Origin of the sequence: Maricaulis sp. (genome assembly GCF_048270265.1) — a bacterium.
Lineage (GTDB): Bacteria > Pseudomonadota > Alphaproteobacteria > Caulobacterales > Maricaulaceae > Maricaulis.
This window is the reverse complement of record NZ_JBLWTD010000004.1, coordinates 115,076-140,726: the sequence shown is the minus strand read 5'-3', so window position 1 is coordinate 140,726 and position 25,651 is coordinate 115,076. Positions and strand designations below refer to the sequence as shown.

30 protein-coding genes and 1 riboswitch are annotated in these 25,651 nt (G+C 63.2%); of the genes, 21 read left to right on the top strand and 9 right to left on the bottom strand.

The window, feature by feature from the left end; genetic code table 11:
- The 8 genes from ACN0YF_RS03645 to ACN0YF_RS03610 all read left to right on the top strand — a co-directional run bounded on the left by ACN0YF_RS03645 (nucleotide 1) and on the right by ACN0YF_RS03610 (nucleotide 5,536).
- Complete coding sequence (locus tag ACN0YF_RS03645; RefSeq protein ID WP_417483254.1) at nucleotides 1-996, top strand: heme o synthase; 996 nt, start codon at nucleotides 1-3, stop codon at nucleotides 994-996.
- Nucleotides 993-1,214, top strand: a complete 222-nt coding sequence (locus ACN0YF_RS03640; protein WP_417493382.1) for a protoheme IX farnesyltransferase — start codon at nucleotides 993-995, stop codon at nucleotides 1,212-1,214. Before ACN0YF_RS03645 ends, ACN0YF_RS03640 begins: the two co-directional genes overlap by 4 nt.
- Nucleotides 1,211-1,774: a cytochrome c oxidase assembly protein gene (locus ACN0YF_RS03635; protein WP_417483252.1), complete on the top strand. Its 564-nt coding sequence runs from the start codon at nucleotides 1,211-1,213 to the stop codon at nucleotides 1,772-1,774. Before ACN0YF_RS03640 ends, ACN0YF_RS03635 begins: the two co-directional genes overlap by 4 nt.
- Nucleotides 1,775-1,844: 70 nt before the next feature.
- Nucleotides 1,845-2,684, top strand: a complete 840-nt coding sequence (locus ACN0YF_RS03630) for a cytochrome c oxidase subunit 3 (protein WP_417493381.1) — start codon at nucleotides 1,845-1,847, stop codon at nucleotides 2,682-2,684.
- A 77-nt stretch (nucleotides 2,685-2,761) separates the two neighbouring features.
- Nucleotides 2,762-3,058 (top strand): DUF983 domain-containing protein, encoded by a 297-nt coding sequence (locus tag ACN0YF_RS03625; RefSeq protein ID WP_417483250.1) that lies wholly within the window; start codon nucleotides 2,762-2,764, stop codon nucleotides 3,056-3,058.
- Between the two features lie 32 nt (nucleotides 3,059-3,090).
- Entirely contained in the window at nucleotides 3,091-3,765 is a 675-nt protein-coding gene (locus ACN0YF_RS03620) for an SURF1 family protein (RefSeq protein ID WP_417483249.1), read from the top strand.
- A gap of 98 nt (nucleotides 3,766-3,863) precedes the next feature.
- Nucleotides 3,864-4,403 (top strand): GNAT family N-acetyltransferase, encoded by a 540-nt coding sequence (locus ACN0YF_RS03615; RefSeq protein ID WP_417493380.1) that lies wholly within the window; start codon nucleotides 3,864-3,866, stop codon nucleotides 4,401-4,403.
- Nucleotides 4,400-5,536, top strand: a complete 1,137-nt coding sequence (locus ACN0YF_RS03610; RefSeq protein WP_417493379.1) for an EAL domain-containing protein — start codon at nucleotides 4,400-4,402, stop codon at nucleotides 5,534-5,536. Before ACN0YF_RS03615 ends, ACN0YF_RS03610 begins: the two co-directional genes overlap by 4 nt.
- 4 nt (nucleotides 5,537-5,540) lie before the next feature.
- On the opposite strand, the gene ACN0YF_RS03605 is transcribed toward ACN0YF_RS03610, so the two are convergent.
- Nucleotides 5,541-6,128 carry a YqgE/AlgH family protein gene (locus ACN0YF_RS03605; protein ID WP_417483246.1) on the bottom strand — a complete coding sequence of 196 codons (588 nt, stop codon included), beginning with the start codon at nucleotides 6,126-6,128 and terminating at the stop codon, nucleotides 5,541-5,543.
- A gap of 99 nt (nucleotides 6,129-6,227) precedes the next feature.
- Here ACN0YF_RS03605 and ACN0YF_RS03600 point away from each other — a divergent pair, with 99 nt between their 5' ends.
- The 4 genes from ACN0YF_RS03600 (at nucleotide 6,228) to ACN0YF_RS03585 (ending at nucleotide 11,609) form a co-directional block, all read left to right on the top strand.
- Nucleotides 6,228-6,710, top strand: a complete 483-nt coding sequence (locus ACN0YF_RS03600; protein ID WP_417493378.1) for a peroxiredoxin — start codon at nucleotides 6,228-6,230, stop codon at nucleotides 6,708-6,710.
- A 61-nt stretch (nucleotides 6,711-6,771) separates the two neighbouring features.
- On the top strand, nucleotides 6,772-7,704 hold the full coding sequence (locus tag ACN0YF_RS03595; protein WP_417483244.1) for an SPFH domain-containing protein: 933 nt from the start codon (nucleotides 6,772-6,774) through the stop codon (nucleotides 7,702-7,704).
- A 30-nt stretch (nucleotides 7,705-7,734) separates the two neighbouring features.
- Nucleotides 7,735-8,205 carry an NfeD family protein gene (locus ACN0YF_RS03590; RefSeq protein WP_417493377.1) on the top strand — a complete coding sequence of 157 codons (471 nt, stop codon included), beginning with the start codon at nucleotides 7,735-7,737 and terminating at the stop codon, nucleotides 8,203-8,205.
- Nucleotides 8,206-8,306: 101 nt separating this feature from the next.
- Nucleotides 8,307-11,609 carry a PAS domain-containing protein gene (locus ACN0YF_RS03585; RefSeq protein ID WP_417493376.1) on the top strand — a complete coding sequence of 1,101 codons (3,303 nt, stop codon included), beginning with the start codon at nucleotides 8,307-8,309 and terminating at the stop codon, nucleotides 11,607-11,609.
- A 12-nt stretch (nucleotides 11,610-11,621) separates the two neighbouring features.
- Here the strand turns inward: ACN0YF_RS03585 and rnhA are convergent, their stop codons facing one another.
- From rnhA to ispH, 3 genes are read right to left on the bottom strand one after another with little or no spacing between them, the layout of a single operon-like run.
- Nucleotides 11,622-12,071 (bottom strand): ribonuclease HI, encoded by a 450-nt coding sequence (gene rnhA, locus ACN0YF_RS03580; protein ID WP_417483241.1) that lies wholly within the window; start codon nucleotides 12,069-12,071, stop codon nucleotides 11,622-11,624.
- Nucleotides 12,068-12,493 carry a DUF1801 domain-containing protein gene (locus tag ACN0YF_RS03575; RefSeq protein WP_417493375.1) on the bottom strand — a complete coding sequence of 142 codons (426 nt, stop codon included), beginning with the start codon at nucleotides 12,491-12,493 and terminating at the stop codon, nucleotides 12,068-12,070. The genes rnhA and ACN0YF_RS03575 overlap by 4 nt, the downstream gene beginning before the upstream one ends.
- Before the next feature lie 4 nt (nucleotides 12,494-12,497).
- Nucleotides 12,498-13,445 carry a 4-hydroxy-3-methylbut-2-enyl diphosphate reductase gene (ispH, locus tag ACN0YF_RS03570; protein ID WP_417483239.1) on the bottom strand — a complete coding sequence of 316 codons (948 nt, stop codon included), beginning with the start codon at nucleotides 13,443-13,445 and terminating at the stop codon, nucleotides 12,498-12,500.
- A 122-nt stretch (nucleotides 13,446-13,567) separates the two neighbouring features.
- Here ispH and ACN0YF_RS03565 point away from each other — a divergent pair, with 122 nt between their 5' ends.
- The 9 genes from ACN0YF_RS03565 to ACN0YF_RS03525 all read left to right on the top strand — a co-directional run bounded on the left by ACN0YF_RS03565 (nucleotide 13,568) and on the right by ACN0YF_RS03525 (nucleotide 22,974).
- On the top strand, nucleotides 13,568-14,131 hold the full coding sequence (locus tag ACN0YF_RS03565) for a hypothetical protein (protein ID WP_417483238.1): 564 nt from the start codon (nucleotides 13,568-13,570) through the stop codon (nucleotides 14,129-14,131).
- Between the two features lie 4 nt (nucleotides 14,132-14,135).
- On the top strand, nucleotides 14,136-15,899 hold the full coding sequence (gene argS / locus ACN0YF_RS03560) for an arginine--tRNA ligase (RefSeq protein ID WP_417493374.1): 1,764 nt from the start codon (nucleotides 14,136-14,138) through the stop codon (nucleotides 15,897-15,899).
- A gap of 75 nt (nucleotides 15,900-15,974) precedes the next feature.
- Nucleotides 15,975-16,361, top strand: a complete 387-nt coding sequence (locus tag ACN0YF_RS03555) for a hypothetical protein (RefSeq protein ID WP_417493373.1) — start codon at nucleotides 15,975-15,977, stop codon at nucleotides 16,359-16,361.
- 176 nt (nucleotides 16,362-16,537) lie between these two features.
- Nucleotides 16,538-16,627: riboswitch (glycine riboswitch) on the top strand.
- A gap of 168 nt (nucleotides 16,628-16,795) precedes the next feature.
- Complete coding sequence (gcvT, locus tag ACN0YF_RS03550; RefSeq protein WP_417493372.1) at nucleotides 16,796-17,893, top strand: glycine cleavage system aminomethyltransferase GcvT; 1,098 nt, start codon at nucleotides 16,796-16,798, stop codon at nucleotides 17,891-17,893.
- A gap of 38 nt (nucleotides 17,894-17,931) precedes the next feature.
- Nucleotides 17,932-18,297: a glycine cleavage system protein GcvH gene (gcvH, locus tag ACN0YF_RS03545; RefSeq protein WP_417483234.1), complete on the top strand. Its 366-nt coding sequence runs from the start codon at nucleotides 17,932-17,934 to the stop codon at nucleotides 18,295-18,297.
- 10 nt (nucleotides 18,298-18,307) lie between these two features.
- Complete coding sequence (gene gcvPA, locus ACN0YF_RS03540) at nucleotides 18,308-19,651, top strand: aminomethyl-transferring glycine dehydrogenase subunit GcvPA (RefSeq protein ID WP_417493371.1); 1,344 nt, start codon at nucleotides 18,308-18,310, stop codon at nucleotides 19,649-19,651.
- Entirely contained in the window at nucleotides 19,651-21,240 is a 1,590-nt protein-coding gene (gene gcvPB, locus ACN0YF_RS03535) for an aminomethyl-transferring glycine dehydrogenase subunit GcvPB (protein ID WP_417493370.1), read from the top strand. Before gcvPA ends, gcvPB begins: the two co-directional genes overlap by 1 nt.
- 311 nt (nucleotides 21,241-21,551) lie before the next feature.
- Nucleotides 21,552-22,253: an alpha/beta hydrolase gene (locus ACN0YF_RS03530; RefSeq protein WP_417493369.1), complete on the top strand. Its 702-nt coding sequence runs from the start codon at nucleotides 21,552-21,554 to the stop codon at nucleotides 22,251-22,253.
- Between the two features lie 415 nt (nucleotides 22,254-22,668).
- On the top strand, nucleotides 22,669-22,974 hold the full coding sequence (locus ACN0YF_RS03525; RefSeq protein WP_417483230.1) for a hypothetical protein: 306 nt from the start codon (nucleotides 22,669-22,671) through the stop codon (nucleotides 22,972-22,974).
- Between the two features lie 87 nt (nucleotides 22,975-23,061).
- Here ACN0YF_RS03525 and ACN0YF_RS03520 read toward each other — a convergent pair whose 3' ends face one another.
- Genes ACN0YF_RS03520 through ACN0YF_RS03500 form a run of 5 tightly spaced genes read right to left on the bottom strand, consistent with a single transcriptional unit; the run spans nucleotide 23,062 to nucleotide 25,645 of the window.
- Nucleotides 23,062-23,565 carry a F0F1 ATP synthase subunit B gene (locus ACN0YF_RS03520; RefSeq protein ID WP_417483229.1) on the bottom strand — a complete coding sequence of 168 codons (504 nt, stop codon included), beginning with the start codon at nucleotides 23,563-23,565 and terminating at the stop codon, nucleotides 23,062-23,064.
- A gap of 12 nt (nucleotides 23,566-23,577) precedes the next feature.
- Nucleotides 23,578-24,177, bottom strand: coding sequence for a hypothetical protein (locus ACN0YF_RS03515; RefSeq protein ID WP_417493368.1), 600 nt, complete (start codon nucleotides 24,175-24,177; stop codon nucleotides 23,578-23,580).
- A 43-nt stretch (nucleotides 24,178-24,220) separates the two neighbouring features.
- The gene (locus tag ACN0YF_RS03510) at nucleotides 24,221-24,445 is read right to left on the bottom strand and encodes a F0F1 ATP synthase subunit C (RefSeq protein WP_339739028.1); all 225 of its coding nucleotides are present in this window, start codon (nucleotides 24,443-24,445) and stop codon (nucleotides 24,221-24,223) included.
- Nucleotides 24,446-24,493: 48 nt separating this feature from the next.
- Complete coding sequence (locus ACN0YF_RS03505) at nucleotides 24,494-25,255, bottom strand: F0F1 ATP synthase subunit A (protein WP_417493367.1); 762 nt, start codon at nucleotides 25,253-25,255, stop codon at nucleotides 24,494-24,496.
- Nucleotides 25,256-25,645, bottom strand: coding sequence for an AtpZ/AtpI family protein (locus ACN0YF_RS03500; RefSeq protein WP_417493366.1), 390 nt, complete (start codon nucleotides 25,643-25,645; stop codon nucleotides 25,256-25,258). It abuts the gene before it with no gap.
- Nucleotides 25,646-25,651 lie beyond the last annotated feature (6 nt).

The window sequence follows — 25,651 nt, the reverse complement described above, 5'->3', positions numbered from 1 at the left end:
ATGGCGGACACCATCACCAATCCCGGCGTTCAGCGCACTGAGGGCGGGGCCGTTTCAACGGCCTCGCCCCGCGACTTTTTCGACCTGATGAAGCCGCGGGTGATGACGCTTGTCGTTTTCACCGCCTGTGCCGGTCTGGTGGCGGCTCCGGTCGATATGGACCCGGTGCTGGCGGCGATTGCCATTCTCAGCCTTGCTGTGGGTGCCGGTGCTGCCGGCGCGCTCAACATGGCCTATGACGCCGATATCGACGCCATCATGCAGCGCACCCGCAAACGGCCGATCCCGCGCGGGGCCGTCAGCAAGGCCGATGCCTACGGCCTGGGCATTATTGCCTCGATCCTGTCGGTGCTGATGATGGCGCTGGCGAGCAATTATCTCGCCGCCGGCCTGCTGGCCTTCTCGATCGTCTTCTATTCCGTCATCTACTCGATGTTTCTCAAGCGCTCGACGCCGCAGAATATCGTGATTGGTGGCGCCGCCGGCGCCTTCCCGCCGATGATCGGCTGGGTCGCGGCCACGGGCCATATCTCGATCGACGCCATCATCCTGTTCATGATCATCTTCCTGTGGACGCCGCCGCACTCCTGGGCGCTGGCGCTCTACAAGTGCGGTGATTATGCGGCCGCCGGCATTCCGATGATGCCGGTCGCCAAGGGCCCGAAATCGACACGGCTCCAGATCCTGCTTTACTCCATCGTGCTGGTGCTCTTCGCCGGCGCCCCCGTGCTGACCGGTCTGGGCGGTGTTGCCTATGCGCTGACCTCGCTGGGCGGCGGTGCGCTCTTCCTGCTCCTGGCCGTGCGCGTGTTCAATTCGCGCGCCGGTGAGGCCGGTTCCGCCGAAGAGGGTGCGCTCTATGCCGTGCGCGCCGGCGACAAGGCCGCGCGTGACCTGTTCGCCTATTCGATCGGTTATCTGACGGTGCTATTTGCCGCATTGATCATTGAGCACGGATTTGGTGCCTATATCGCGGTGCCGGGAGTTGCAGGATGACATCGCAAGACGACAAACCCGCTGACGACACGCCGTTCGGCGGCCGTGAAGGCCGTGTCGTGCCCGGCGAAACGGTGGTCCTGACGCCTGAACAGCAGGCCGCACGGAAGCGCCGCAACCTGGCCATCGGCTTCAGCCTCCTCGGATTTTGCGTGCTCGTCTTCGTCGTGACTGTGATCCGGATCGGCCAGAACCTTGTCCAGGCGGGTGCGGCATGAAGCGGCTCCAGGACAAGAATGCGCGCACCGCGCTGTTTGCCGGCATCGCCGCCGTGACCATGGTGGGCGCCGCCTTTGCGTCGGTGCCGCTCTACAGCCTGTTCTGCCAGGTCACCGGCTATGGCGGTACCACGCGCGTCGCGGTCGGCGAGGCGGGCGCCGTGCTCGATCGCGAAGTCACCATACTGTTTGACGCCAATACCAGCCGCGATATCCCGTGGGAATTCCAGCCTGTCCAGCGTTCGCTGACGCTGAATGTCGGTGAGAGTGGCCTGGCCTATTACCGCGCCACCAATACCTCCTCGCGGCGGGTCACCGGTGTGGCGACCTATAATGTCGCGCCCTACAAGGCGGCGTCATATTTTTCGAAGATCGAGTGTTTCTGCTTCACGGAACAAACGCTTGAACCCGGCGAAAGCATCGATATGCCGGTGCTGTTCTTCGTCGATCCGCTGATCGCGGAAGAGCCCTATCTGGATGATGTTCACGCCATCACCCTGTCCTATACCTTTTTTGAAACCGATGAGGCTGCGTCTTCGCCAAGCGATGCCGCGCCTTAGCATTGAACCTTTGCCCTGCGGCGGTTATCACGACGCAACAGGGCTGATTTGAAGTCGCAGGAGATTCGCGATGGCTGGGCATGCCGTAAAACACGATTACCACTTGGTCGATCCAAGCCCGTGGCCGTTCGTCGGCTCCTTGGGTGCATTCCTTCTGGCCGTTGGTGCCGTCGGCAATATGAAGGGGCTTGTCAGCCCTGACAGTCCGCTGGCCATCCTCTATGCCGATGGCCAATGGGGCGGTCTGATCCTCGGCTTTGCCGTGGTCATCTACACGATGATCGGCTGGTGGGGCGATGTCATCAAGGAAGCCAACCGGGGTGATCACACACCGGTGGTCGATCTCGGCCTGCGCTATGGCATGATCATGTTCATCGCCTCGGAAGTGATGTTCTTCGTCGCCTGGTTCTGGGTCTTCTTTGAATACGCCATCTTCCACGATGTCCGTCTGGATCCGGCGCTCGCCTCCTGGCCGCCTGCCGGTGTCGAGACCTTCAATCCCTGGCACATCCCGCTGATGAACACGCTGGTGCTGCTGCTCTCGGGCACGACCGTGACCTGGGCGCACCACGCGCTGCAGCATGGCGACCGCAAGGGCGCCAAGCTCGGCCTCCTGCTCACCGTCATTCTCGGCCTGTGCTTCACCGCGCTGCAGGCTGTCGAGTATGCCGAAGCCGGCTTCTCGATCTCGGGCAATCTCTATGGCTCCGCCTTCTTCATGGCGACGGGCTTCCATGGCGCACACGTCATCATCGGCACCATCTTCCTCGCGGTCTGCCTGTTCCGCTTGATGGCTGGCCAGATGACACCGCAGAAGCATTTCGGCCTCGAGGCGGCTGCCTGGTACTGGCACTTCGTCGATGTGGTCTGGCTGTTCCTGTTCACCTTCGTGTACGTCGTCTACCAATAACCGGAACCGATATGGAAAAACCCTCCCCCCTCGCTGCCGGCCTCAAGGGCCGATGTCCAAAGTGCGGGGAGGGGGCCATGTTCAAGGGCCTGCTCGAAATCGCGCCGCGTTGTGATGTCTGTGGTGCAGATTTCGAGGGTGCCGATGTCGGCGATGGTGCGGCGGTTTTCGCACTCTTCATCGTCGGTTTTCTGGCCGTGGTTTTGTTCCTGCTGACGGCGGTCGCCTTCCGGGGCATGCCCTGGTGGGGCCATATGATCATCCAGGTGCCCTTCATTTTCGGTGCCTCGATACTGTGCCTGCGTCCGCTGAAGGGGCTGCTCTTCGCGCTCCAGTTCCAGCACGATGCCCAGCAGGGCGAGCTTGACGATTAGGCTGGTCGGGGCCTGCCCGGGAGGATGACCCCATGCCACGTTTCAGACCGCTTCCCGTCCTCACAGTCTTCACCCTGCTCAGTCTCGTTTTGCTCCTGTCGCTGGGCACGTGGCAATTGCGGCGCATGGAGTGGAAAGCCGACCTGATCGCGGCCTATGGCGAACGCGGGGCTGTCACATCCTTCCAACAGGCCCTTTGCGGTGATCACGACGGGGCCTTCGGGCCGAGAATTACCGCGCCGGCACCGCTGGCCGGGCCGCAGCTGCGCTATTATTCGCTGCGGCAGCAGCCAGGCTGGGTGCGCGTCGGGCTGATGCCGGCACCGCGCTGCGCGCCCGACGACCCGCAACGCTTCCTGTTCGTGGAATCCGGCTTCGAGGACCTTGAGGGCAATCTCATCGCCCGGCCCGAGGCCTGGCGCATCGAGCTGCTGCCCAGACCGGGGAGCTTCGCCAGTGGAAACGATCCGGATACCAATCAATGGTATGTCTTTGACCGGGATATGATGGCGCGGGCACTGGGAAGCGATCCGGGGCAGGTGCTTGATGTGTGGGCGCGGGCCGATTTGGGCCTGCCGGCCAGCCTGACCCAGACACCGCCGGCCAAGCATTTGGGCTATGCGGTCACCTGGTTCGGACTGGCACTTGCGCTGATCGGCGTATATCTGGCCCTCCACATCGCCCGCGGGCGATTGGGCCGGGGCTGATACCGGCGCGGCCACAGGACAGACAGCCGGCGAAGAACCGGCAAGACGGGAGCAGGCGAGTGGCACTTTGGCGGGATGCGGAAATGGAAGAACCCCTGATGGCTCAGGGTATTCGTTTGTGTGCGCCAACACCGGACGATTACGAGAGCTGGGCCAAGCTGCGTGGCGCGAGCCGCGCCCATACCGAGCCCTGGGAGCCCGCCTGGACCGTCGATGAGTTGAGCCGCAGCGCCTACAAGCGCCGGCTCGAGCGCTATCAGCTGGATCGTCAGGCGGGGTCCGGATACCCGTTCTTCGTGTTCCGCAGCCGTGACAATGTCCTGCTCGGAGCCTGCAATCTCAACAATGTCCGGCGCGGCGTGCAGCAAAGCGCCGATATTGGCTACTGGATCGGCACGCCCTATGTCCGCCAGGGCCATACCCGCGCTGCGGTGCGGCGTATCCTGGCCTTCGCCTTCGACAAGCTGGGCCTGCACCGGGTCGAGGCGGCCTGCCGCCCGGAGAACAAGGCCTCGCGGCGCCTGCTCGAGGGTGTCGGCTTCCAGCATGAAGGCCGTTCGCGCGCCTTTCTCAATATTGCCGGCGAATGGCGCGATCATGATCGCTTTGCGATTCTGCACACAGATCCGCGCCCATGACGGCCGTGGATTTCGAGGCGGGCGCACGCGCTGCCGGTGCAGTCGCCTTCGCCATTGTCCTCGACGGTGGCGGACGCATCCGCTTTACCGGCGCGCTGGAAAGCTTCGGGCTCGGGCAGGACATTTTCGACTGGGCCGCGTTCTGCGCCCGGCTCGGACCTGCCGACCATGCCAGTCTCGATACGGCCCTGCGCGGTGATGTGCTTGATCTGCGTGTGCGCCTGATCGGTGAAGCGGGCAGTGTCGCCTATGTGCGCCTGCTGGGGCGCCGGGTTGGCGAGCAACGCTTTGAAGGTCTGATGACCCCGGCCGGTCTGAGCGGTGAGGGCGCGCTGCGCATTCGCGAGGAGCACGCCCTGGCCAATGCCGTGGCGGCGGGTGAAGTGCGGGCCTGGTACCAGCCGATCATAGCGCTGGAGACCGGCCGACTGGCCGGTTTCGAGGCGCTGGCGCGCTGGGAGCGTCCCGGTGTCGGCGTGCTGGCGCCGCAGGATTTCCTCGCCATGGCCGATGATCTCGATCTACTCGACCGTATCAGCACCGAAGTCCGCGCCTCGGCCATCGCCGACCTGTCGCTGTGGCGGACCATGTGCGCCGGAGGCGAAGGCCTGTTCGTCGCGGCCAATGCAACGGTGAGCGAGCTGGTATCCTCAACCTTTGCCGATGCGCTGCTTGATGCGGTGCGGCAGGCAGAACTGCCGGCCGGAGCCTTCAAGCTCGAGATCGCCGAGACGGAGATCATGCGCGACCCCGATCTCGCCGCGAGCGTCATGGCGCGGCTGGCTGAAGGCGGCATCGCCCTGGCGCTGGATGATTTCGGCACCGGCTACTCCTCGCTGGCCCGGCTGGAAATGCTGCCCTTCAACGTGGTCAAGATCGATCGCTACTTCGTCCGCGCCATGGCCGCCAATGAAAGCGCCGGGACGGTGGTGCAGTCGGTGATCCAGATCGCCCGCCATTTCGGCATGAAGATCGTCGCCGAAGGCATCGAGAGTGTTGAGGCCGAAGCCGGTCTCAAGACGATGGGCTGCGATTTCGGCCAGGGCTATCGCTATGCCGGCGCCCTGGCACCCGACCAGGCCCTGCTCGCCGTTCGCGAGGGGATTGCCGGGCGTTTCCTGCCGCCGGCCTGAACGATCAGGCCGTGCCGGAGGCGCCGGAGAGATGCTCCGGGCTGACGCCGAGAATGCTCAGCGCGTTTTGCCATTTGGCTTCGATATCCGTGCTGAAGACCAGCGCCTCATCGGCATCGGCCACCAGCCAGGCATTGGCCGCCAACTCGTCTTCCAGCTGGCCCGAACCCCAACCCGCATAACCCAGCGCCAGCAGGGAAAGCCGTGGCGGCGTGCTGGAGGCCATCGCATCAAGGGCGTCCTTGGTCGAGGACAGGGCGATGTCGCCGGTGACGGCGAGGGTGGAGTCGGTGGTCTGGAAATCATTGGTGTGCAGCACGAAACCGCGCTGGCGTTCCACCGGCCCGCCGAGCAGGACCGGCCGGTCGATCGTGTCCTCGGTGGTGTCGACGCCGAGCTGTTCGAACACCTCCGGCAGGCGCAGACCCTCAACGCGCTTGTTGAGGACAATCCCCATCGCGTGTTCGGAGGAATGGTCACACATCAGGATCACCGAGCGGTCGAAGCGCGGGTCGCCAATGCCGGGCGAAGCGATCAGCAGCTTGCCGTTGAGGAAGCCGTCGGGCAGCCGGTTTGAGTCGTCACTGTTCATAACTCCATGATGCGGCCAAAAAGGGGGATGCGTCCAGCGGCGTTCCCGCTATCTTGCCGTGCACATTCACGAGTAGTCTTTTCAGCAGGAGAAACAGCCATGACCATTTCGGTGGGAGATCGCATTCCGGACGCCAGCTTCATGACCATGACGGCGAGCGGCCCAAACCGCGTCAGCACCGACGACGTGTTCGGCGGCAAGACTGTCGCGCTGTTTTCCGTGCCCGGCGCCTATACGCCGACCTGTTCGGCCAAACACCTGCCCGGCTTCGTGCAGCACGCGGCCGAGATCAAGGGCAAGGGCGTCGACACCATCGCCTGCATGTCGGTCAATGATGTCTTCGTCATGAATGCCTGGGGCAAGGACCAGGGCGTTGGCGAGGACGTGATGATGCTCGCCGACGGCAATGGCGATTTCGCCAAGGCACTTGGCCTGGAAATGGACGGCACCGGCTTTGGCATGGGCACGCGCGCCCAGCGTTTCTCGCTGATCGCCAAGGACGGCGTTGTCACGGAACTGAATGTCGAGGCTCCGGGTGAATTCAAGGTGTCGTCGGCGGATCATATTCTCGGCCAGCTCTAGGCTGGACGAAAACTGGGGACTGGGCACTGGCCCGGTCTCAAACGGCTAAGGGAGGGTTCGCATGGATCTCATCGTCACGGGTGTATTGCTTCTGCTGGCATTGGCGATCATCGCCTCGGTCATCAAGACCGTGCCACAGGGCAAGGAATTCACTGTCGAGCGTTTCGGGCGCTTCACGCGGACCCTCAAGCCGGGGCTCCACTTCATCATGCCCTTCATCGATGGCATCGGGTACAAGATGAACATGCGCGAGCGCGTGCTCGACGTGCCCAACCAGGATGTCATCACCAAGGACAATGCGACCGTTTCGGTCGATGCGGTGATTTTTATCCAGGTGCTTGATGCGCCGCGGGCGGCCTATGAGGTCGACAATCTTGATTTCGCGATTCTCAATCTCTGCCTGACCAATGTGCGGACGGTGATCGGCTCGATGGATCTCGACGAGACCCTGTCCAAGCGCGACGAGATCAATGCGCGGCTCCTGACGGTGATTGATGCGGCGACCAATCCCTGGGGCGTCAAGGCGACCCGGATCGAAATCCGCGACCTGTCCCCACCGCATGACATCACCGAGGCGATGGCCCGTCAGATGAAGGCGGAACGCCTGAAACGTGCCGAGATCCTCGAGGCGGAAGGGGCCAAGCAGTCGGCCATCCTGCGCGCCGAGGGTGAGAAGGAAGCCGCGATCCGCGAGGCCGAGGGCCGCCGCGAGAGTGCTTTCCTCGACGCCGAGGCCCGCGAACGCGAAGCCGAAGCCGAAGCCAAGGCGACCGAACTGGTCTCAAACGCCATCGCCGCCGGTGATGTTTCGGCGATCAATTACTTCCTCGGCCAGAAATATATCGAGGCCTTCGGCAAGCTGGCGACGAGCGAGCAACAACGCACCGTCATCATTCCGGCCGAATTCTCGAATATTCTCAGCACGATCACCGGTGTCGGCGAGCTCGGCAAGGCCGCGCACGAGGCGATCCGGGAGACGACCCGCAAGCCCTGAGCTGCGGCGATTTGAAGACGGAGGTCAGTGATGGATTTCTTGGTATCCCTGCTGGAACGCATGAGCCTGTGGGCCTGGTGGGCCCTGGCCGGCCTGTTCCTGATCGGCGAAGTGCTGACCGGGACCACATTTCTGCTCTGGCCGGCGGCCGCTGCCTTCCTGACCGGCTTTCTGGCGCTCGAAATTCTGGGCACCAGCTGGCCGGTGCAGCTGAGCGTCTTCGCCATTCTCACCCTGGTGCTGGTCTGGATCGGTGATCGCTGGGTGCGCCCGGCGATCAATCGTGGCGGCGAAAGCGGGCTCAATGACCGCTCCGCCCGCATGATCGGGCAGAGGGTGCGGGTCGTGAGCGATTTCGTGACCGGCCGGGGCCGGGTGCATTTCGACGACACGGAATGGGCCGCCGAGACGCAGGACGGCTCGGACCCGCTGGCCGGCAGCCAGGTTGTGGTTGAGGGGATCCGGGGCGTCGTCCTGATCGTGCATTCTGCCGGGAAATGACAGTGGCGGTTCATCTGGTGTAAACCTGCAACCATCCATATTGCTATGTTGAGGTCGCCCGACCCTGTTTCGGTGCGACGGGCGCAGGGCGCGGAGCAGGTATGGATCCGATCAAGGAAGAACAGCGCCTCGCAGCATTGCGCGCGCTCAACCTGCTGGACACGGATCCCGAGGACGGGTTCGACACGATCACTCGTCTCGCAGTCACGCTGACCGGCGCATCGATGTCGGCGATTTCGCTGATCGACGAGGATCGGCAATGGTTCAAGTCGATCATCGGCCTGGACGTCACCGAGTCGCCGCGGGAAATCGCCTTCTGCGATCATGCGATCCGCGAAGATCGCACACTCTACGTTCCCGATGCCCGTCTGGACGAACGGTTCAAGGACAACCCGATTGTCCTGGAGGCACCGCATATCCGTGGCTATGCCGGCGTTCCGCTGCAAGTGGCCGGTGGCCACCGGGTCGGCACGCTTTGCGTCTTCCATGACCATCCGCTCGACCTGGACAAACCGACGCTGGAGCGCCTCGACGTTCTCGCGCGGGTCGTGGAAGAACAGATCAGGACCCGCACCCAGAGCGCCGAAGCCGAGCGGACCAATCGCCTCTTGGCGCTGATTTCCGACATCCAGAGAGAATTTATCTCCGACGCCACCGCAATCGACCGGGCTTTCGAGCGCCTGCTGGAGGCGATGCTGGAGTTCACCGGCAGTCAGGGCGGTTTCATTGGTGATGTGGTCGACGGTCCGGACGGGCGCAGCCTGCGGACGCTCGCGATCATGGGCGCTGAAGGTTGGACGGCGCGGGAGTTTTCCGACCCCGATACGCTGATCGGGCACACGATTCGCACCGGTGAGACGGTGATCGCCAATGATCCGGACGGTGACCCGCGTGGCAGCCATGCCATGGAAGCCTTCCCCGACGCCCGGACTTATGTCGGCGTGCCGCTGATGAAGGCGGGCCAGCTGGTCGCGGTCATCGGGCTGACCGACCGGGCCCGAGGATATTCGACGGGTCTGCTGGCCGAGTGCCAGCCCCTGATCAGCGCCGCCGAGACCCTGATCCACGCCCACCAGACGGAGTTGGCCCGTGACGGCGCGCTCTCGGACCTGGCTGTGAGCAAGGCGCGTCACGAGCTCGCCATCGCCGGCAGTGCCGCCGGCATCTGGGAAATCGATTTCGCCGCCGGCCGCATGTTCGCGTCGCAGAGATTGACCGATCTGGTCGGAGGACTTTCGGTCACGGCCGGATCCGGTGGCATGGCGGCCTTCTTCGATCGCGTACACCCGGCGGACCGGGAGCGCGTGCAAAAAGCCCTGACCAACCATCTCAGGCGCCGCACCCCCTATGCGCTCGACTACTCTTTCCGGCACGGTGACGGGCATTACCTGATGCTCTCGGCCTTCGGGCAGGCTGAATGGGACGGGGCCGGCCGCGCCATCCGCATGGCCGGCTCGATCGAGGACATTACCCAGCGCTCGCAAATGCTGGCCGAACGGGAAAGCACCAGCGCGCGCCTCGCCGCAGTGACCGAACTGGGCGGTATCGGCAGCTGGGAAGTTGATCTGAATGCCGGCACGATCCTCTGGGACTCGATGACCCGGCGTATTCATGAAGTCGATGATGACTATGTTCCGGAGCTGGAGTCTGCGGTCGAATTCTATGCACCTGAAGCCCGTGAAGTCGTGCAACAGGCGATAGAGGAGGCGATCGCGCAGGGCGTGGCCTGGGATCTCGAACTGCCCTTCATTACCGCCAAGGGAAATCATGTCTGGGTCAGGGCTGTCGGGCGCGCGGTTTGCGTCGATGGCCGGGTTTCGAGACTGATCGGCTCCTTCCAGGACATTACCGAGCGGCGGAACCGCGAGGACGAGTACAAATCGCTTTCCACGCGTCTCGCCGTGGCGCTCGATGCCTCCGGTCTGGGATTCTGGGAGTATGAGGTCGGGACCGGTAAAATCGCCTGGGACGCCCGGCTCAAGGAAATTTTCGGACGGACCGGCCTGCCGACGCCGACATTTGACGAGTGGGCGGCGACGATCCACCCCGATGATCATGATGTGGTTCTCGCACGCTCGCGCGATGCCCTGCGTCGCCGCGAAGACTATTCCCACGCCTACCGCATCGTGCATGCCGATGGCTCGACCCGGCATGTGCGCTCGCGCGGCCTGTTTCGTGAACGGATGGATGGCGGGCTGACGGTGACCGGAGTGATCGCCGATATCACAGATGAGGTCGAACGCGCCCGGGAACTGGAAGTCGAGCGCGAGCGGGCCGAAAGCGCCAACCGGGCCAAGACGCAATTCCTGGCCAATATGAGCCATGAAATCCGTACGCCGCTCAATGGCGTGCTCGGCATGTCGCAATTGCTGAACCTGACGCCATTGTCCGAAGTGCAGGGCAAATATGTCCAGACGCTGCAATCCTCCGGCAAGGCCTTGCTGGAACTGGTCGAGGACATCCTCGACATTTCCAGGATCGAGTCCGGCAGTGTCAAACCGGCGAAAGAAGCATTCGACCTTCGTCCTGTGGTCGATTCCGTCCTCGACATGGTCGGGCCGACGGCGTCACACAAGGGCATCGACGTGCGGCTGCAGGTCGACGAGGGTGTGCCGGCCAGCGTTCTGGGCGACCAGAAGCACCTGCGCCAGATTCTCACGAACATCGTCGGCAATGCCGTGAAGTTCACCAGCACCGGTTCGGTCCATCTCCAGGTGACACCGCTGGCTGATTCCTGCCTGCGGTTCTGCATCACCGATACCGGGCCGGGCATCGAGGCTGACCAGCTGGAACGGATTTTCGACCGTTTCGCCCAGGTCGATACCTCGCAGACGCGCGAGCATGGCGGCAGCGGGCTCGGCCTCGCCATTTGCCGCGACCTTGTCCGGCTGGGCGGCGGCGAGATTGGCGTGACCAGTACGCCGGGGACAGGATCCCGGTTCTGGTTTGAGCTCCCACTGGCTTTGACCGCCGTGGCAGAGACCGGAAGCGAAGAACGGCCAATGCTTGAGGAATCACCGGCCGGCCCGGCCCGGATTCTGGTCGTCGACGATGTGATCACAAACCGGCTCGTGGCCTCGGCCCTGGTCGAGAATGCCGGTCATATGGTCAAACTTGCGGGCAACGGGCTTGAAGCGCTCGAGGCGCTCGATTGTGACCGGTTCGATGCCATTCTGATGGATATCCAGATGCCGGTCATGTCCGGCGATGAGGCGATCCAGAGAATTCGTGGCAGTGGCAAGGCCTATTCGGGCATCCCGATCTATGCGGTCACCGCTGATGCCACCAAGGGCGCCCGCGAGCGCTATCTCGGGCTCGGTGCCACGGGTTATCTGTCAAAGCCGCTCGATATCAAGGAAGTGTCTGCGGCGCTCGACGAAGCCCTGCGGGGCGCCGTTCACTGAGCCTGTCCGGGTTCAACGTCCTGCGGATCGCGCCTCGGCCAGGCCCTGGCGCGCCAGTTCGTCGGCACGCTCATTACCCGGATCGCCGGTATGGCCGCGCACCCAGCGCCATTCGATCTTGTGGCTCTGCGCCAGCAGGTCGAGCCGTTGCCACAGATCGACATTCTTGACCGGCTTGCGGTCAGCGGTTTTCCAGCCACGCTTCTTCCAGCCATGGATCCATTTCATGATCCCGTCGCGCAGATAGCTGCTGTCGGTGATCAGGATGATGTCGTGATGATTGGCCTTCATCGCCTCGAGCGCCTGGATGGCGGCCATCATCTCCATGCGGTTATTGGTGGTGTCGGCCTCGCCGCCGCAGATTTCCTTGCGGTGGCCATTCCACTCGAGAATGGCGCCCCAGCCGCCCGGTCCCGGATTGCCGGAACAGGCACCGTCGGTATGAATCGTCACTGTGCTCATTGGGGGTATTTCCGTGACATGTCGTCGAGACCGGCCTGGATGAGTTCCTCGAGCACATCCAGATCCACATCCGCCAGCTTGGTGATGTAGAGGCAGGACTTGCCCTCCTTGAACTTGCCAAGCCGGTCGAGGATGAGGCTGAAATTGGTATAGCCGGGCATGATGTAGACCACCTGTCCGGACTTGCGCGGCGAGAAGCCGGTGCGCATTGAATCGCCTTCGCGGCCGCTCTCGTATTTGTAGTGGTATTGCCCGAAGCCGATGATGGAGGGGCCCCACATGCGCGGCTCCTCGCCGGAGAGGCGGCGCATCATCTCGAGCAGGATCAGCGCATCGGCGCGGCGGACCGGGTGGGCAATCTCCGCGATGAAGGCTTCCGGGCTGATGCCGGTCGGCTGAGTCTTGTTTTCAGAGTCTGTCATCGGTTCAGGCCACCACGCGCGGAAGTTTGAAAATCACGTCTTCATCGGTCACGCGGATATCCTCCTGATTGACGTCATAGCGTTCGCGAAAGGCAGCAATCAGTCCCTCGACGAGGTCTTCCGGCGCCGAGGCACCGGCGGTGATGCCCACCGTTCCGATCGTGCCGATCGATGCCCAGTCAACATCCTCTGCACTGGAGATCAGGAATGAACGCGCAGCTCCCGCCCGTTTGGCAACCTCGACCAGCCGGACCGAATTGGACGAGTTGGGCGCCCCGATCACGAAGACGATGTCGGACCGTGGGGCCAGTGCCTTGACGGCGGATTGGCGATTGGTGGTCGCATAGCAGATATCCTCCTTGTGAGGGGCTTCGATCTGCGGAAAGCGCGCCTGCAGGGCGGCGACGATGGCCGAGGTGTCATCCACTGACAGGGTTGTCTGGGTCACGAAGGCGAGGCGCGATGCGTCTTGCGGTGCGAACTGCATCGCGTCCTCGACGGTCTCGATCAGCGCGATCGCCCCGTCGGGGAGTTGTCCCATCGTGCCAACCACTTCGGGGTGGCCGGCATGCCCGATCAGGACGATTTCGCGGCCATTGGCGTGGAGGCGCTGGGCCTCCACATGCACTTTTGACACCAGCGGGCAGGTCGCATCGACATAGATCAGATTGCGGCGGGCCGCCTCTTCGGGCACCTGTTTGGGCACGCCATGGGCGGAGAACACCACCGGGCGGTCGTCCGGGCACTGGTCGAGTTCTTCCACAAATACAGCGCCGAGGGCTTCGAGCCGTTCGACGACATGGCGATTGTGGACGATTTCGTGACGGACATAGACGGGAGCGCCGAAGCGGTCCAGCGCCCGTTCGACGATCTGGATGGCGCGGTCGACACCGGCACAAAATCCCCGCGGCGCGGCCAGCAGGACAGTCAGGGGTGGGCGCTTGCCGCTCATCGGGTTCAGTTCTCCATCAGCGATACCGTTGCACACGCCACGTGCGCATCGTATGACCGTCCTAACAAAGAGGCTTGGCGCTATCCAGAGGCCGGGCGGGTATTCAAGTCAGGTAATGCATCATGCGTTCTTTTGCCATTCTCGCCGCGGCCGCCCTGTTACTCAATGGCTGTCAGACCGTCAGCGACGTGTTCAGCGAGCCGGAGCCGAATATCGGCCCGTGCCCGACGGCTCTGTCACTCTATGACGCGCACCGGATCGTCGAGTTCGAGGACGGCATCGTCGCCTATGACAATGTCGGCTTCACGGGCGAGATCCTTGGCGTGCGCTCCTTGTGCAGCTATTATGGCGAGCGTCCGATCATCGCCAATCTCGAGCTCGACATGGCCTTCGGCCGGGGCCCGGCTGCCCAGGGCGATTCGCACGTTTATGAGTATTTCGTCGCGGTGACGCGCCGTGATATCGCGGTGATCGAAAAGCAGGTCTTCCCGATCTCCATCCGCTTTCAGCCTGGCGAGGACCGCGTTTACCTCACCGAGACCATTGATGCGATCTCGATTCCGCGGGCGACTGCCGAGACGTCGGGCGTCAATTTCGAGATCCTCACTGGTTTCGAGCTGACCCCGGAACAGCTTGCGTTCAACCGCAGTGGACAACGCTTCCGCGTGAGTGCCGGCCAGGACTGATTTCATGCCCTCTATTGCCGATCAGCTCAGCGAAAAACTGGGCGACGCGTTCGCTTCCCTCCAGCTGCCGCGCGAGCTGGGCCGTGTCACGCCTGCGACCAAATCGGGCACGGCGCCTTTCCAGTGCAATGGCGCAATGCCGGCGGCCAAGCAGGCGAAGACGAATCCGCGCGAGCTGGCCCAGAAAATCGTTGATGCGATTGCCGGCGATCCACTGATCGCGTCCGCCGAGATCGCTGGCCCGGGCTTCATCAATCTGACCCCGGCCCAGAGCGCCTATGATGCGCGCGCTGCCGAGATTGTCGCCGATGAGCGCGCCGGAGCGCCGCTGACGGATGCGCCACGCAAGGTGATGATTGATTTCGGCGGTCCCAATGTCGCCAAGCCGATGCATGTCGGCCATCTACGCTCCTCGGTGCTGGGCGACAGCCTGCAGCGTCTGTTGCGCTTTCGCGGCGATGATGTGGTCTCCGACATCCATCTCGGTGACTGGGGTCTGCAGATGGGCCATCTCATCACCGAGCTGCGCGAAGAACAGCCCGATCTGCCCTATTTTGATGCGGATTTCACCGGTCCCTATCCGGACGAGCCACCGGTCAATATCGATGATCTGGCGCGGCTCTACCCACAGGCCTCGCAAAAGGCCAAGGCCGATGCTGACCGCCTTGAACTCTCCCGCACGGCAACGGCCGAGCTGCAGGCCGGACGTGCCGGTTACCGGGCGTTGCTGGACCATTTCATCTCGGTTTCGATCAAGGCGCTGAAACAGGATTTCGATGCGCTCGGCGTGCATTTCGACCTCTGGAAGGGCGAAAGCGATGTCGATCCGCTGATCCCGGCCATGGTCGAGGATTTCAAACGGCGCGGCATTGCCGAACTCAGCGATGGTGCCTGGGTGGTCCATGTCGCCCGCGAGGACGACAAGAAGGAATTGCCGCCGCTGATCCTCGTCACCTCCGGCGGGGCGTCGCTCTATGGCACCACCGATCTGGCGACGATCCTTGATCGCAAGGCGAGCTTCGCACCAGACCTGACGCTCTATGTCGTCGACAGCGCCCAGGGCAATCATTTCCAGCAAGTCTTCCGCGCCGCCGAAAAGGCTGGCCTGGTCAAGGAAGGCGCGCTTGAGCATGTCAATTTCGGTTCGGTCAACGGCACTGACGGCAAGCGTCTGCGCACCCGCGATGGCGGCACATTCCGTCTGGCCGATCTGATCTCGGGCGCCATTGAACGCGCGGACCAGCGTCTCAAGGAAGCGGGTCTGGCCGCCGATGTCGGCGCTGAAGAGCATGCCCGCGTGGCGCGTATGGTCGGGCTGGCGGCGATCAAGTTCGCCGACCTGCAGAATTACCGCACCACGAATTACGTGTTCGATCTCGACCGTTTCACCAGTTTCGAAGGCAAGACCGGGCCCTATCTGCTCTATGCCGCCGTGCGGGTGAAATCGCTGATGCGCAAGGCAGCCGAGGCGGGCGTCACGCCCGGACCGATTTCGGTTGAGGCCGATGAGGAACGCGATCTGGTGCTGGCGCTCGATGCGTTCGGCTCCGCCATCGATCAGGCGATCGATAATCGCGCACCCAATGCGCTGTGCGACCATGCCTTCACGCTGGCCCAGTCCTTCTCGAAATTTTACTCCGCCTGTCCGATCCTCTCGGCCCCCGATGAGGCGACGAAATCCTCCCGGCTGGCTTTGGCCGAGGCGACATTGAAACAGCTCGAGCTCAGCCTGCATCTGCTCGGACTGGAAGCCCCCGAGCGCATGTAGCGCTCCCCTGAATGGGGGAGGGTGAGAGACGCGCAAGCCACTATTCTGGCGCTTCAGCCTTGAGGATGAATCAAGATGTTTGCCAGCCTGATCGTATCGCTTGCCGCACTGGCCCAGCCCGCTTTTTCTGATGACCCGGCGCTGTATTCTGACTGGTTGCAACATGCCTGCCGCATTCAGCAGGTCGGGCATAGCGGCGGCGAGCCGGTGGATCACACGGAATTCTGTGCCTGTTTCGACGCCGAAGTGAGTGAGGCGGCGGGCGCAGAGATCTATCGGATGTTCGCGCTGGGCATCCAGGGCGCGTTGCGCGAGCAATCCTTGATCGAGGACTGGGAGTTGGCACGCGATACCGCTGCAGCCGAGGCCGGTGCCATGAGTCTGGAAACCCAGGCCGGCTACCCGCAGATTCTCCAGAACTCGCTCCTGGCTTGCGTGCACCTGTCCTATCAGGGCGAGTAAAGGCCTGACCGGCGTGCCGGTCATCAAGCCTGCGGCTTGGCATTCACGGTAAGGCTGCCGCCTTTTCCGCCGGAAAAGCGAGGCGTAACCCGTCTTCGCGCATTGACTCCGGCGTCCGGGATACTAAGAGTGCGCACCAACTTCCAGACCCGTCGCGAGACGCGCCTGGCGGGCTATATCTCCTCGCGGGAGAGACCGGCGAATAGGCCGGCGCCGAAGGCGCAACCGCCCCGGAAACGCTCAGGCAGACGGACCGCGAGAGAGACAAACGCTGGAAAGTGAGTGGAGCCGTCAGGCTTTGACTCCACCGACGGAGCAAGCGTGTCTCGCAATTGCGGGTTCGCGCGGAATCTCTCAGGTCACGGGACAGCGGGGGCGACGACTTGCCGGCGGAACACCGTCTGCAGGATCAGCGCTCTTGTCAGGACCCGTCAATGACCGAAATTCTCCATAAAACACCACTCCACGCCCTGCACGTCGAACTCGGCGGCAAGATGGTCCCCTTCGCGGGCTATGACATGCCGGTCCAGTATCCGCTCGGGATCATGGGCGAGCACAAGCAGACCCGCGAAAAGGCCGGCCTGTTCGATGTCTCCCATATGGGCCAGGCCCGCTATACCGGCGATGAAGCCGCACTCGAGGCCTTGCTGACCTGCGATCTCGCTTTGCTCGGTGCCGGCGAACAGAAATACACGCTCCTGCTCAACGAACAGGGCGGTATCCGCGACGACCTGATGGTCTCGCGCCCGGACGGCGATGGCATTTTCCTCGTCGTCAATGCGGCGATGAAGGACCAGGACTTCGCTCATCTCGAAGCCGGCACGGCCGGCAAGGGCAAGCTGGTCCGGCTTGAGGACCGCGCGCTTCTCGCGCTGCAGGGTCCGGCCGCGAAAGATGTGATGGCGCGGCTCTGTCCGGATGCCTGCAAGCTGGTCTTCATGCAGTGCGGTGTCTTCAAGCTCGACGGTGTCGAGGTGATGATGTCGCGCTCGGGCTATACCGGCGAGGACGGGTTCGAGATTTCCATTCCGCAGGCCGATGCGGTGCGCATCGCAAAGCTTCTGCTGGCCCAGGATGAAGTCGAGGCGATCGGCCTGGGCGCGCGCGACTCGCTGCGCCTGGAAGCCGGTCTCTGTCTCTATGGCCATGACATGGACACCAGCCGCACGCCGGTCGAGGCGTCCTTGATCTGGGCCCTCGCCAAGACCCGCCGCGAGCGCGGCGATTTTCCCGGTGCGGCCGTGATCCAGAAACAGATCGAGGACAAGTCCTGCCAGAAGCGTATCGGCCTGACGCTGACCGGCGCGCCGGCGCGTGAAGGCGCCGAGATCGCGACCAAGGACGGCAAGGTGATCGGTATTGTGACGTCTGGCGGTTTTGGCCCGACGGTCAACGGACCGGTGGCGATGGGCTATGTCGATCGTGAGTACATGGGCGAGGGCACGGAACTCGACCTGATCGTGCGCGGCAAGCCGCGTCCGGCGACGGTGACGAAGCTTCCCTTCGTGCCGAATAATTTCTTCCGGGGCTAAGCCTCATCAATCCAGATCAATCGGGGCAGGAGATATCTATGACCACGCGTTACACCGAAGACCATGAATGGATCACCGTCGATGGCGACACCGCCACCGTCGGCATCACCGCTCACGCCGCCGAACAACTGGGCGATGTCGTGTTTGTCGAGCTGCCGGATGTCGGCAAGACCGTCGCCAAGGGCGATGAGTTCGCCGTCGTCGAGTCGGTCAAGGCTGCCTCGGAAGTCTATGCCCCGGTCGCCGGTGAGATCACCGCCGTCAACACGGTGCTCGACGATGAGCCCGCCAAGGTCAATGAAGACGCCGCCGGTGCCGGCTGGTTCGTCAAGATCAAGCTGTCGGACAAGTCCCAGCTCGACGGTCTGATGGACGAAGCCGCCTATAACGCTCACATCGCATAAGGCACATCCCATGCGCTACCTCCCCCACCTGGATTCCGACCGCAAGGCCATGCTCGAGGCGATCGGCGTTGCCTCGATGGACGAGCTCTTCACCGATGTGCCGGAAGCGGCCCGCCTGAAGGGGCTGGTCGACCTGCCGCTGCAGCAGGGTGAGCTCGCTGTCGAGCGCGCCATGTCGGCGATGGCGTCGAAGAATGTCTCGGCCGGCTCGGTGCCGTTCTTTGTGGGGGCGGGGGCCTATCGCCACCATATCCCGTCGACGGTGGATCATCTGATCCAGCGCTCCGAATTCCTCACGGCCTACACGCCCTACCAGCCGGAAATCAGCCAGGGCACCTTGCAGACCCTGTTCGAATTCCAGACCCAGGTCGCACTCCTGACCGGCATGGATGTCGCCAATGCCTCCATGTATGACGGCTCCACGGCCTGCGCCGAAGCGGTGATGATGGCGGCGCGGGTGACCAAGCGGAACAAGGCCGTGATGGCCGGCACCGTGCACCCGCATTATGTCGAGGCGACTAAGACGCTGTCGAAACACTCCGTCGTCGAGATTGCCGTCACCGAGCCGGGCCTGGGCGGTCTGGACGAGTTGATCGCAGCCATCGACGAGACCACCGCCTGTGTCGTGGTGCAGACGCCGGACATTTTCGGCCAGCTGCATGACCTGCGCGCCATCTCCGAGGCCGCCCATGCCAAGGGCGCGCTGGTGATCGCCGTCTTCACCGAAACCGTTGCGCTCGGCCTGGTCGAAGCGCCGGGCGATATGGGCGCGGACATCGCGGTCGGCGAGGGCCAGTCGATCGGCGTCGGCCTCAATTTCGGCGGACCCTATGTCGGCCTCTTTGCCTGCAAGAATGATCGCAATTTCATCCGGCAAATGCCCGGCCGCCTGGCTGGCGAGACCGTCGATGCCGATGGCCGCCGCGGCTATGTGCTGACTCTGTCGACCCGCGAGCAACATATCCGCCGCGAGAAGGCGACGTCGAATATCTGCACCAATGCCGGCCTGTGCTCGCTGGCTTTCACCATCCACATGACGCTGCTCGGCGAAGCCGGCCTGCGCACACTGGCGCGTCTCAATCACGAGACCGCCTGTGAGCTCGCCGACCGTCTCGATGCCATCGAGGGTGTCGAGGTGCTCAATTCCAGCTTCTTCAATGAATTCACCGTACGTTTGCCGAAACCGGCAGCCGAGGTCGTCGACGAGCTGGCCCGCATGGGCGTGCTGTGCGGCGTGCCGGCCAGCCGGCTCTATCCCGGCCAGTTCGAGGACCTCCTCCTCGTCACGGCGACGGAAACCAATACCGAGAACGATATGATCGTGTTCGAAAAAGCATTGCGGGGTGTCCTCTGATGGCGATGAATACACAAGGACGTCCCACCCGCATGGCCGAGAATGTCGCCACGGGTGGTTATGGTGACACCGTCTCCGGCTCCAAGGGGCTGGACCAGGCCGAACCGCTGATCTTCGAGCGCGGTGGTCTTGAAAACACCGGCGTCGATTTTCCGGCACCCAAGGGGATGAAGACGCGCCTCGGTGGCCTTGAGCGCACGGCTCCGATCGGTCTGCCCGGTCTGTCCGAGCCGGAAGCCATGCGCCATTATGTGCGCCTGAGCCGGAAGAATTACGCCATCGATCTCGGCCTCTATCCGCTCGGCTCATGCACGATGAAGCATAATCCGCGGCTCAACGAGAAGGTCGCGCGCATGCCCGGCTTTGCCGATGTGCATCCGCTGCAGCCGGCTTCGACGGTGCAGGGCGCCTATGAAGTCATGGACGTTCTAGCCCATTGGCTGCTGACCCTGACCGGCATGCCGGCCGTGGCCCTGTCGCCGAAAGCCGGTGCCCATGGCGAGTTCTGCGGCATGATGGCGATCCGCGCCGCGCTCGATGCGCGTGGCGAGACCGGCCGCCGCCGCGTCCTCGTCCCCGAATCGGCCCATGGCACCAATCCGGCGACCGCCGTGCAGTGCGGCTTCACCGTCGACCAGATCCCGGCGAATGCCGGTGGCCGCGTCGATATGGAAGCGCTCAAGGCCAAGCTGGGCGATGATGTCGCCGGCATCATGCTGACCAATCCCAATACCTGCGGCCTGTTCGAGCGTGACATCAAGGAAATCGCCGACCTGATCCACGAGGCCGGGGGCTATTTCTACTGCGACGGCGCCAATTTCAACGCCATTGTCGGGCGTGTCCGTCCCGGCGACCTCGGCGTCGATGCCATGCATATCAACCTGCACAAGACCTTTTCGACGCCGCATGGCGGCGGTGGCCCCGGTGCCGGACCAACCGTACTCTCCGAGGCGCTGGCCCCGTTTGCGCCATTGCCGTTGCTGATGGTTGACCGGGACAATCCCAAGGGCATGGCGATCATGCGCATGGCCGAACATGAGGGCGATCTGGACGGGATGGATCTGCATCCCTTCGGCCGCATGGCGGCTTTCCACGGCCAGATGGGCATGTTCACCCGCGCGCTCACCTACATGATGAGCCACGGTGCCGACGGCTTGAAGCAGGTTGCCGATGATGCGGTGCTCAACGCCAACTACATTCTCGCGCGGCTCAAAACCGTGATGACACCGGCCTTCGACGGAACGTGCATGCACGAAGCCTTGTTCGATGACCGCTTCCTCAAGGATACCGGCGTGACGACACTCGATTTCGCCAAGGCGATGATCGATGAGGGCTATCATCCGATGACGATGTATTTCCCGCTCGTCGTCCACGGTGCCATGCTGATCGAGCCGACCGAGACCGAATCCAAGGGCGGGCTCGATCGCTTCATCGATGTGATGGAGGCCCTCGCGGCAGCGGCCAAGGCTGGCGAGACCGCCCGCTTCCAGGCGGCCCCGGTCCACGCCCCGATCAAACGCCTCGACGAAACCCGCGCCGCACGCCAGCCGGTCCTGCGCTGGACTCCAGCCGCCGACGCTGCGGAATAGTCGCCCTGTTGCGGCTCCTCCGGGAACGTCCTGGAGGGGCCGCAAGCGGCCTTGCCCCGGACACGTCACCAAACTGCCCCATCACGGTCGTCTTGCGGGACGAAACTGGTGTCATGCGGACAGTATCCAGGCACTCACGACTCAGTTTTCGCCGCCGGCGGCGGTGGCCTCTGCTGGCCTGGATAGGCCTTGTCCCGGCCGGGCTCTATCTGGCGGCGCTTCTCCTGTTTGCCCTTTTTCAGGACCGGTTGATCTATTTTCCGCCGGCACAGCGTAGCGCCCCCGGCGAGGCCTGGATTTCTGAAGTCCCGGTGCCGACCAGCGATGGCGAGAGCCTTATCGGCTGGTATTCGCAGGCCGCGCCCGGTTGTCCGACCTTGCTCTTCCTTGATGGCAATGCCGGAGGGCCGGCGATCCAGAGCGGCCGCTGGCGCCGGTTGCACGCGCATGGCGTCGGCTTTCTCGGCCTCGCCTGGCGTGGATATGCGGGCTCGTCCGGCCAGCCGGATGAGGCCGGCCTCCATCAGGATGCACGCGCGGGCTATGACTGGCTGCGCGCCCGCAATATCGCGGCCGGGGATATCGTGGTGCACGGCTTCTCGCTTGGTTCCGGCCCGGCGACGCGTCTGGCCGCCGAACGCGAGACGGGCGCCCTGATTCTTGAAGCGCCGTATTTCTCCCTGCTCGACCTGATGCAGCAGAAGCTGCCACTCCTGCCGGTCGGCCTGCTCTTGCGGAACCGCTTTCGCTCCGACGTGTGGATCGGGCAGGTCGAGGCGCCGGTGCTGATCGTGCACGGCGATGGCGACCGCCTCATCCCGCCAACGCAATCCGAACGTCTGTTCGAGCTCGCCGCAGGGGCAGCGAGGACGCGTATTGTCATGCCAGGCTCGGATCATGCCACATTGGCGCGTGACGGCCTCTACGACCATGTCTGGCCCTTCCTGGATGCCGGGTGGGGCGAGGAGGGTGCGCTCCCGACCTGCAGCGGGCTTGCGTTCGGCGCGCGCTAGAGCGGGCCGGTACTGCCGCATTCGCGGGCACGCCTGCCCGCAAGCGGGCATTTGGCGCGTGTTGCCAAACTTTCATGCTGATTGCGGGATCGTCATCTTGCGTTCGGGGACGCGAGGCCTCATTTGATTGGAAGCGGTTCACTTTGGACCGGGTAAATTATGCACGCAGCGTACCGGCTCTGCTCGGGCGTGAGCGTGGACCTTCCCGGTGTTTCTGAAAACCGCCTGCCCTGGTTGAGGCCTCGAGCCAATTCCGGTGCGCAGATGCAACAGCTGCTCTGCGACTCGCACAAGATGCCTGAATTTCGGCTCTTTTGCCTCGCATAGGGGTCATGATTAGGAATTAGGTGTTACCCATATTCTCCCGCACCCCGGCACCGCTGCCGGCCGCTTTCGGGACAGGATGGGTTAGAGGATGACCACGGCGATGAATGAGACGCTGAACGGATTGGCACGGTCGAACCCGCTGGGTGCGGCACTGGTGTTTATTATCCGCACGGTTGTGATCTCGGTTGGCGTGATCCTCATGGTGCTCGCGGTCCCCGTCGCCTTCGTGACGCCGCTTATCCCGGTTGGCCTGCCGATGGGCCTGTTTGGCCTTGTCCTGGTCGCTGCCGCCTCCAAGACCGCCCACACCTTCATCACCGATGGTTTGCGCCGCTTCCCCTGGGTCTGGAAGCGCGTTCGCTTCGCCTTCGGTGAAAAGGATCCTGCCGAATAGGCGGTTCCACCAGACAATCAGATGGCAAAGAAAAGGCCCGCTGCGAGATCGCTGCGGGCCTTTTGCTGTCTGTGATGCGTTGCCGGTCTAGTTGAACTGGCTGCCGGCCAGTTTGATGTCGGCGTCGAGCAGTTTGTTGAGATCCGCTTTTTTCATCGAGGACTTCAGCAGGGTCTCGGCTGCAGCCGTGGCCAGGTCCGCAGCGGCGGCCCGGACATCGGCGGCGGCAGATGCCTCGGCCTGGGCGATGCGTTGCTCGGCGAGGGCGGTGCGGCGCTCAAGGCGTTCCGCCATTTCCTCACGAGCCTGCTTCTTGAGCATTTTCGCTTCATTCTTCGCCTGGGCGATGATTGCCGCGGCTTCTTCGGCGGCTTCCTGCTGACGGCGCTGGAAGCTGGCAAGCAGCTCCTGGGCTTCTTCGCGCAGGCGGCGTGCCTCGGAGATCTCGTCGGCAATACCCTGGGCGCGAGCGTCCAGTTGCTTGGCGACGAGGCCCGGAACGCGGACATAGATCAGCACGCCAATGACGATGACGAATGACAGAGCGACCCAGAAGGCAGCCTCGTTTGGATGGATCCAGTCGAAACTCATGATTTGGGTCCTCTAGCGGGCGTCATTGACGGCAGCTTCGATCGACTTGTCGTCGAGTTCGGCACCCGTCAATTGAACGATGATGGCCCGTGTGGCGTCGACAGCGATCGTATTGACCTTTGTCAGCGCCTTGGTCCGCATGTCGGCGATGCGCGCCTCGGCGGCATCCTGACGCTTGGCGATTTCGAGATCAGCCTCGGCGGCCTCGTCGGCCATGGCCTTCTCGACTGCACTACGGTTTTCCTGGGCCATGACGTGAGCCTTGGCGCGGGCTTCCGAGAGCAGGCGTTCGTATTCGGCAGCGGAGTCGTCTGCCTTCTGCTTGAGATCGGCGGCCGCATCGAGGTCGTCGGCGATGCGGTCGCGCCGTTCTTCAATGGCATTGCGGATGCGTGGGAGGACGACCTTCCACATCATCATGAAGAGCACGGTGAAGGTGACCGCCAGCCAGAACAATTGTCCTGGCCAGGTCGAGACGTCCAGCTGCGGCAGGCCGCCGCTGGCATGTGCCTCGGCGGCATGTTCGACCGCCGCATGTGCCGGATCGGCCGCGGCTTCGCCATGCGGCTGGGCCTGGCCGATCAGCCATGTGGATTCGGAGAAATTGATCATCTTCGATGCTCTTTGAACGGCAATGGGCGCAGGTGGAGAAGGATCAACCGAAGAGGATGATCATCGCCACGACGAAGCCCAGAAGACCGGTGAACTCGGTCAGGGCGAAGCCGATCAGAAGGGTGGTGAACTGACCTGCTGCGGCAGATGGGTTGCGCAGTGCGCCGGCAAGATAGCTGGCGAAGATGGTACCGATACCGACGCCGGCGCCTGCGAGGGCGAGAGCTGCAATGCCTGCACCGATTTGCTTGGCTGCTTCGATTTCCATGGGATGGCTCCTGTTGAATAAGGTGTGTGGCTGGAAGGGTGAAAAACTCTAGTGCGACGGGTGCAGTGCATCATTGAGATAGATGCAGGTCAGAACCGCGAAGACGTAGGCCTGGAGGAAAGCAATCACCAGCTCGAGCGCGGTGACGGCAGTGGCGACGGCCAGCGGCAGCACGGCACCGGCAATGCCGATCGCGCCCAGGCTGGACAGGGAAAGGACGAAACCGCCGAACAGTTTGAGCAGGGTGTGGCCCGCCATCATGTTGGCGAAAAGCCGGATCGCCAGTGAGAAGGGGCGGCTCAGGAAGGAGATGAACTCGATCGGGACGATCAGGAGATACATCACCGGCGGCAGGCCGGCCGGTGCGAAGAGCTTGAGGAAGCCAAAGCCATTCTTGATGAAGCCGGTGATCACCACGAGGGTAATCGAGGTCATGCCGAGGGCCAGGGTGACGACCAGCTGGCTCGTGACCGTATAGCTGCCAGGCAGCATGCCGAGCAGGTTGGCGACCAGAATGAAGATGAAAAGCGTGAAGACATAAGGGAAGACCGAACGGCCTTCCTCGCCCATGATCGAGCGCACCATGTCGGCGACAAAGCCGTAGAGCAGCTCGGCGATCGACTGCGACCGGGTCGGGACCATGGAACCGCGCCCGGTCAGAAGGATCAGGCCGAAGCTGGTCACCAGGGTCGTCGCGATCATGAAGAGCGCCGAATTGGTGATCGTCAGGTCGATTCCGAACAGGGTCGGCAGCTCCAGGACGGGCTGCACGACGAATTGGTGCATCGGATCTGTTTCGAGCAAGGCCATCTAGTCTTCTTTCGTCCCGTCAGAACCCGGCATGGTGCCGGCCTTAAGTTCAGTCTCTTCGGCCTTGGCCGCATTCTCGGCATTCGCCGCTGCCGCCTCGCGCATGATATTGCGCACGCCGGCGGCAAAACCCAGTATCATCCCGACCAGCATGCCCCACGGCGCGATTTCGAAAACCTTGTCTGCCGCCCATCCGAGGCCTGTCCCGACCAATACGCCACCGGCAAAGCCGCTACCGTATCTGACGCTGACACTCCAGGCATTGTTCGTCTCGGTGTCCGGTCCGGTCTTTCCACGGTGCTGGGCGATCTTCTCGCTCAAACGCCGGTCAAAGTCCTTCAGATCATCGCTACGATCAGGTGTTTTCGCTCTATCGTCTCGTTCAGACATGGAAAT

What these genes read in the sequence shown, in the direction of transcription:
- ACN0YF_RS03625 (WP_417483250.1), top strand. Translation starts at nt 2,762, where the DNA reads ATGTTCAAGGGCCTGCTCGAAATCGCGCCGCGTTGTGATGTCTGTGGT.
- argS (WP_417493374.1), top strand. Translation starts at nt 14,136, where the DNA reads ATGCCCTCTATTGCCGATCAGCTCAGCGAAAAACTGGGCGACGCGTTC.
- ACN0YF_RS03630 (WP_417493381.1), top strand. Translation starts at nt 1,845, where the DNA reads ATGGCTGGGCATGCCGTAAAACACGATTACCACTTGGTCGATCCAAGC.
- ACN0YF_RS03520 (WP_417483229.1), bottom strand. Translation starts at nt 23,565, where the DNA reads ATGAGTTTCGACTGGATCCATCCAAACGAGGCTGCCTTCTGGGTCGCT.
- ACN0YF_RS03610 (WP_417493379.1), top strand. Translation starts at nt 4,400, where the DNA reads ATGACGGCCGTGGATTTCGAGGCGGGCGCACGCGCTGCCGGTGCAGTC.
- ACN0YF_RS03565 (WP_417483238.1), top strand. Translation starts at nt 13,568, where the DNA reads ATGCGTTCTTTTGCCATTCTCGCCGCGGCCGCCCTGTTACTCAATGGC.
- gcvH (WP_417483234.1), top strand. Translation starts at nt 17,932, where the DNA reads ATGACCACGCGTTACACCGAAGACCATGAATGGATCACCGTCGATGGC.
- ACN0YF_RS03590 (WP_417493377.1), top strand. Translation starts at nt 7,735, where the DNA reads ATGGATTTCTTGGTATCCCTGCTGGAACGCATGAGCCTGTGGGCCTGG.
- ACN0YF_RS03515 (WP_417493368.1), bottom strand. Translation starts at nt 24,177, where the DNA reads ATGATCAATTTCTCCGAATCCACATGGCTGATCGGCCAGGCCCAGCCG.
- ACN0YF_RS03555 (WP_417493373.1), top strand. Translation starts at nt 15,975, where the DNA reads ATGTTTGCCAGCCTGATCGTATCGCTTGCCGCACTGGCCCAGCCCGCT.
- rnhA (WP_417483241.1), bottom strand. Translation starts at nt 12,071, where the DNA reads ATGAGCACAGTGACGATTCATACCGACGGTGCCTGTTCCGGCAATCCG.
- ACN0YF_RS03615 (WP_417493380.1), top strand. Translation starts at nt 3,864, where the DNA reads ATGGCTCAGGGTATTCGTTTGTGTGCGCCAACACCGGACGATTACGAG.
- gcvPB (WP_417493370.1), top strand. Translation starts at nt 19,651, where the DNA reads ATGGCGATGAATACACAAGGACGTCCCACCCGCATGGCCGAGAATGTC.
- ACN0YF_RS03595 (WP_417483244.1), top strand. Translation starts at nt 6,772, where the DNA reads ATGGATCTCATCGTCACGGGTGTATTGCTTCTGCTGGCATTGGCGATC.
- ACN0YF_RS03640 (WP_417493382.1), top strand. Translation starts at nt 993, where the DNA reads ATGACATCGCAAGACGACAAACCCGCTGACGACACGCCGTTCGGCGGC.
- ACN0YF_RS03635 (WP_417483252.1), top strand. Translation starts at nt 1,211, where the DNA reads ATGAAGCGGCTCCAGGACAAGAATGCGCGCACCGCGCTGTTTGCCGGC.
- ispH (WP_417483239.1), bottom strand. Translation starts at nt 13,445, where the DNA reads ATGAGCGGCAAGCGCCCACCCCTGACTGTCCTGCTGGCCGCGCCGCGG.
- ACN0YF_RS03525 (WP_417483230.1), top strand. Translation starts at nt 22,669, where the DNA reads ATGACCACGGCGATGAATGAGACGCTGAACGGATTGGCACGGTCGAAC.
- ACN0YF_RS03500 (WP_417493366.1), bottom strand. Translation starts at nt 25,645, where the DNA reads ATGTCTGAACGAGACGATAGAGCGAAAACACCTGATCGTAGCGATGAT.
- ACN0YF_RS03600 (WP_417493378.1), top strand. Translation starts at nt 6,228, where the DNA reads ATGACCATTTCGGTGGGAGATCGCATTCCGGACGCCAGCTTCATGACC.
- ACN0YF_RS03505 (WP_417493367.1), bottom strand. Translation starts at nt 25,255, where the DNA reads ATGGCCTTGCTCGAAACAGATCCGATGCACCAATTCGTCGTGCAGCCC.
- gcvT (WP_417493372.1), top strand. Translation starts at nt 16,796, where the DNA reads ATGACCGAAATTCTCCATAAAACACCACTCCACGCCCTGCACGTCGAA.
- ACN0YF_RS03620 (WP_417483249.1), top strand. Translation starts at nt 3,091, where the DNA reads ATGCCACGTTTCAGACCGCTTCCCGTCCTCACAGTCTTCACCCTGCTC.
- ACN0YF_RS03575 (WP_417493375.1), bottom strand. Translation starts at nt 12,493, where the DNA reads ATGACAGACTCTGAAAACAAGACTCAGCCGACCGGCATCAGCCCGGAA.
- ACN0YF_RS03605 (WP_417483246.1), bottom strand. Translation starts at nt 6,128, where the DNA reads ATGAACAGTGACGACTCAAACCGGCTGCCCGACGGCTTCCTCAACGGC.
- gcvPA (WP_417493371.1), top strand. Translation starts at nt 18,308, where the DNA reads ATGCGCTACCTCCCCCACCTGGATTCCGACCGCAAGGCCATGCTCGAG.
- ACN0YF_RS03510 (WP_339739028.1), bottom strand. Translation starts at nt 24,445, where the DNA reads ATGGAAATCGAAGCAGCCAAGCAAATCGGTGCAGGCATTGCAGCTCTC.
- ACN0YF_RS03585 (WP_417493376.1), top strand. Translation starts at nt 8,307, where the DNA reads ATGGATCCGATCAAGGAAGAACAGCGCCTCGCAGCATTGCGCGCGCTC.
- ACN0YF_RS03645 (WP_417483254.1), top strand. Translation starts at nt 1, where the DNA reads ATGGCGGACACCATCACCAATCCCGGCGTTCAGCGCACTGAGGGCGGG.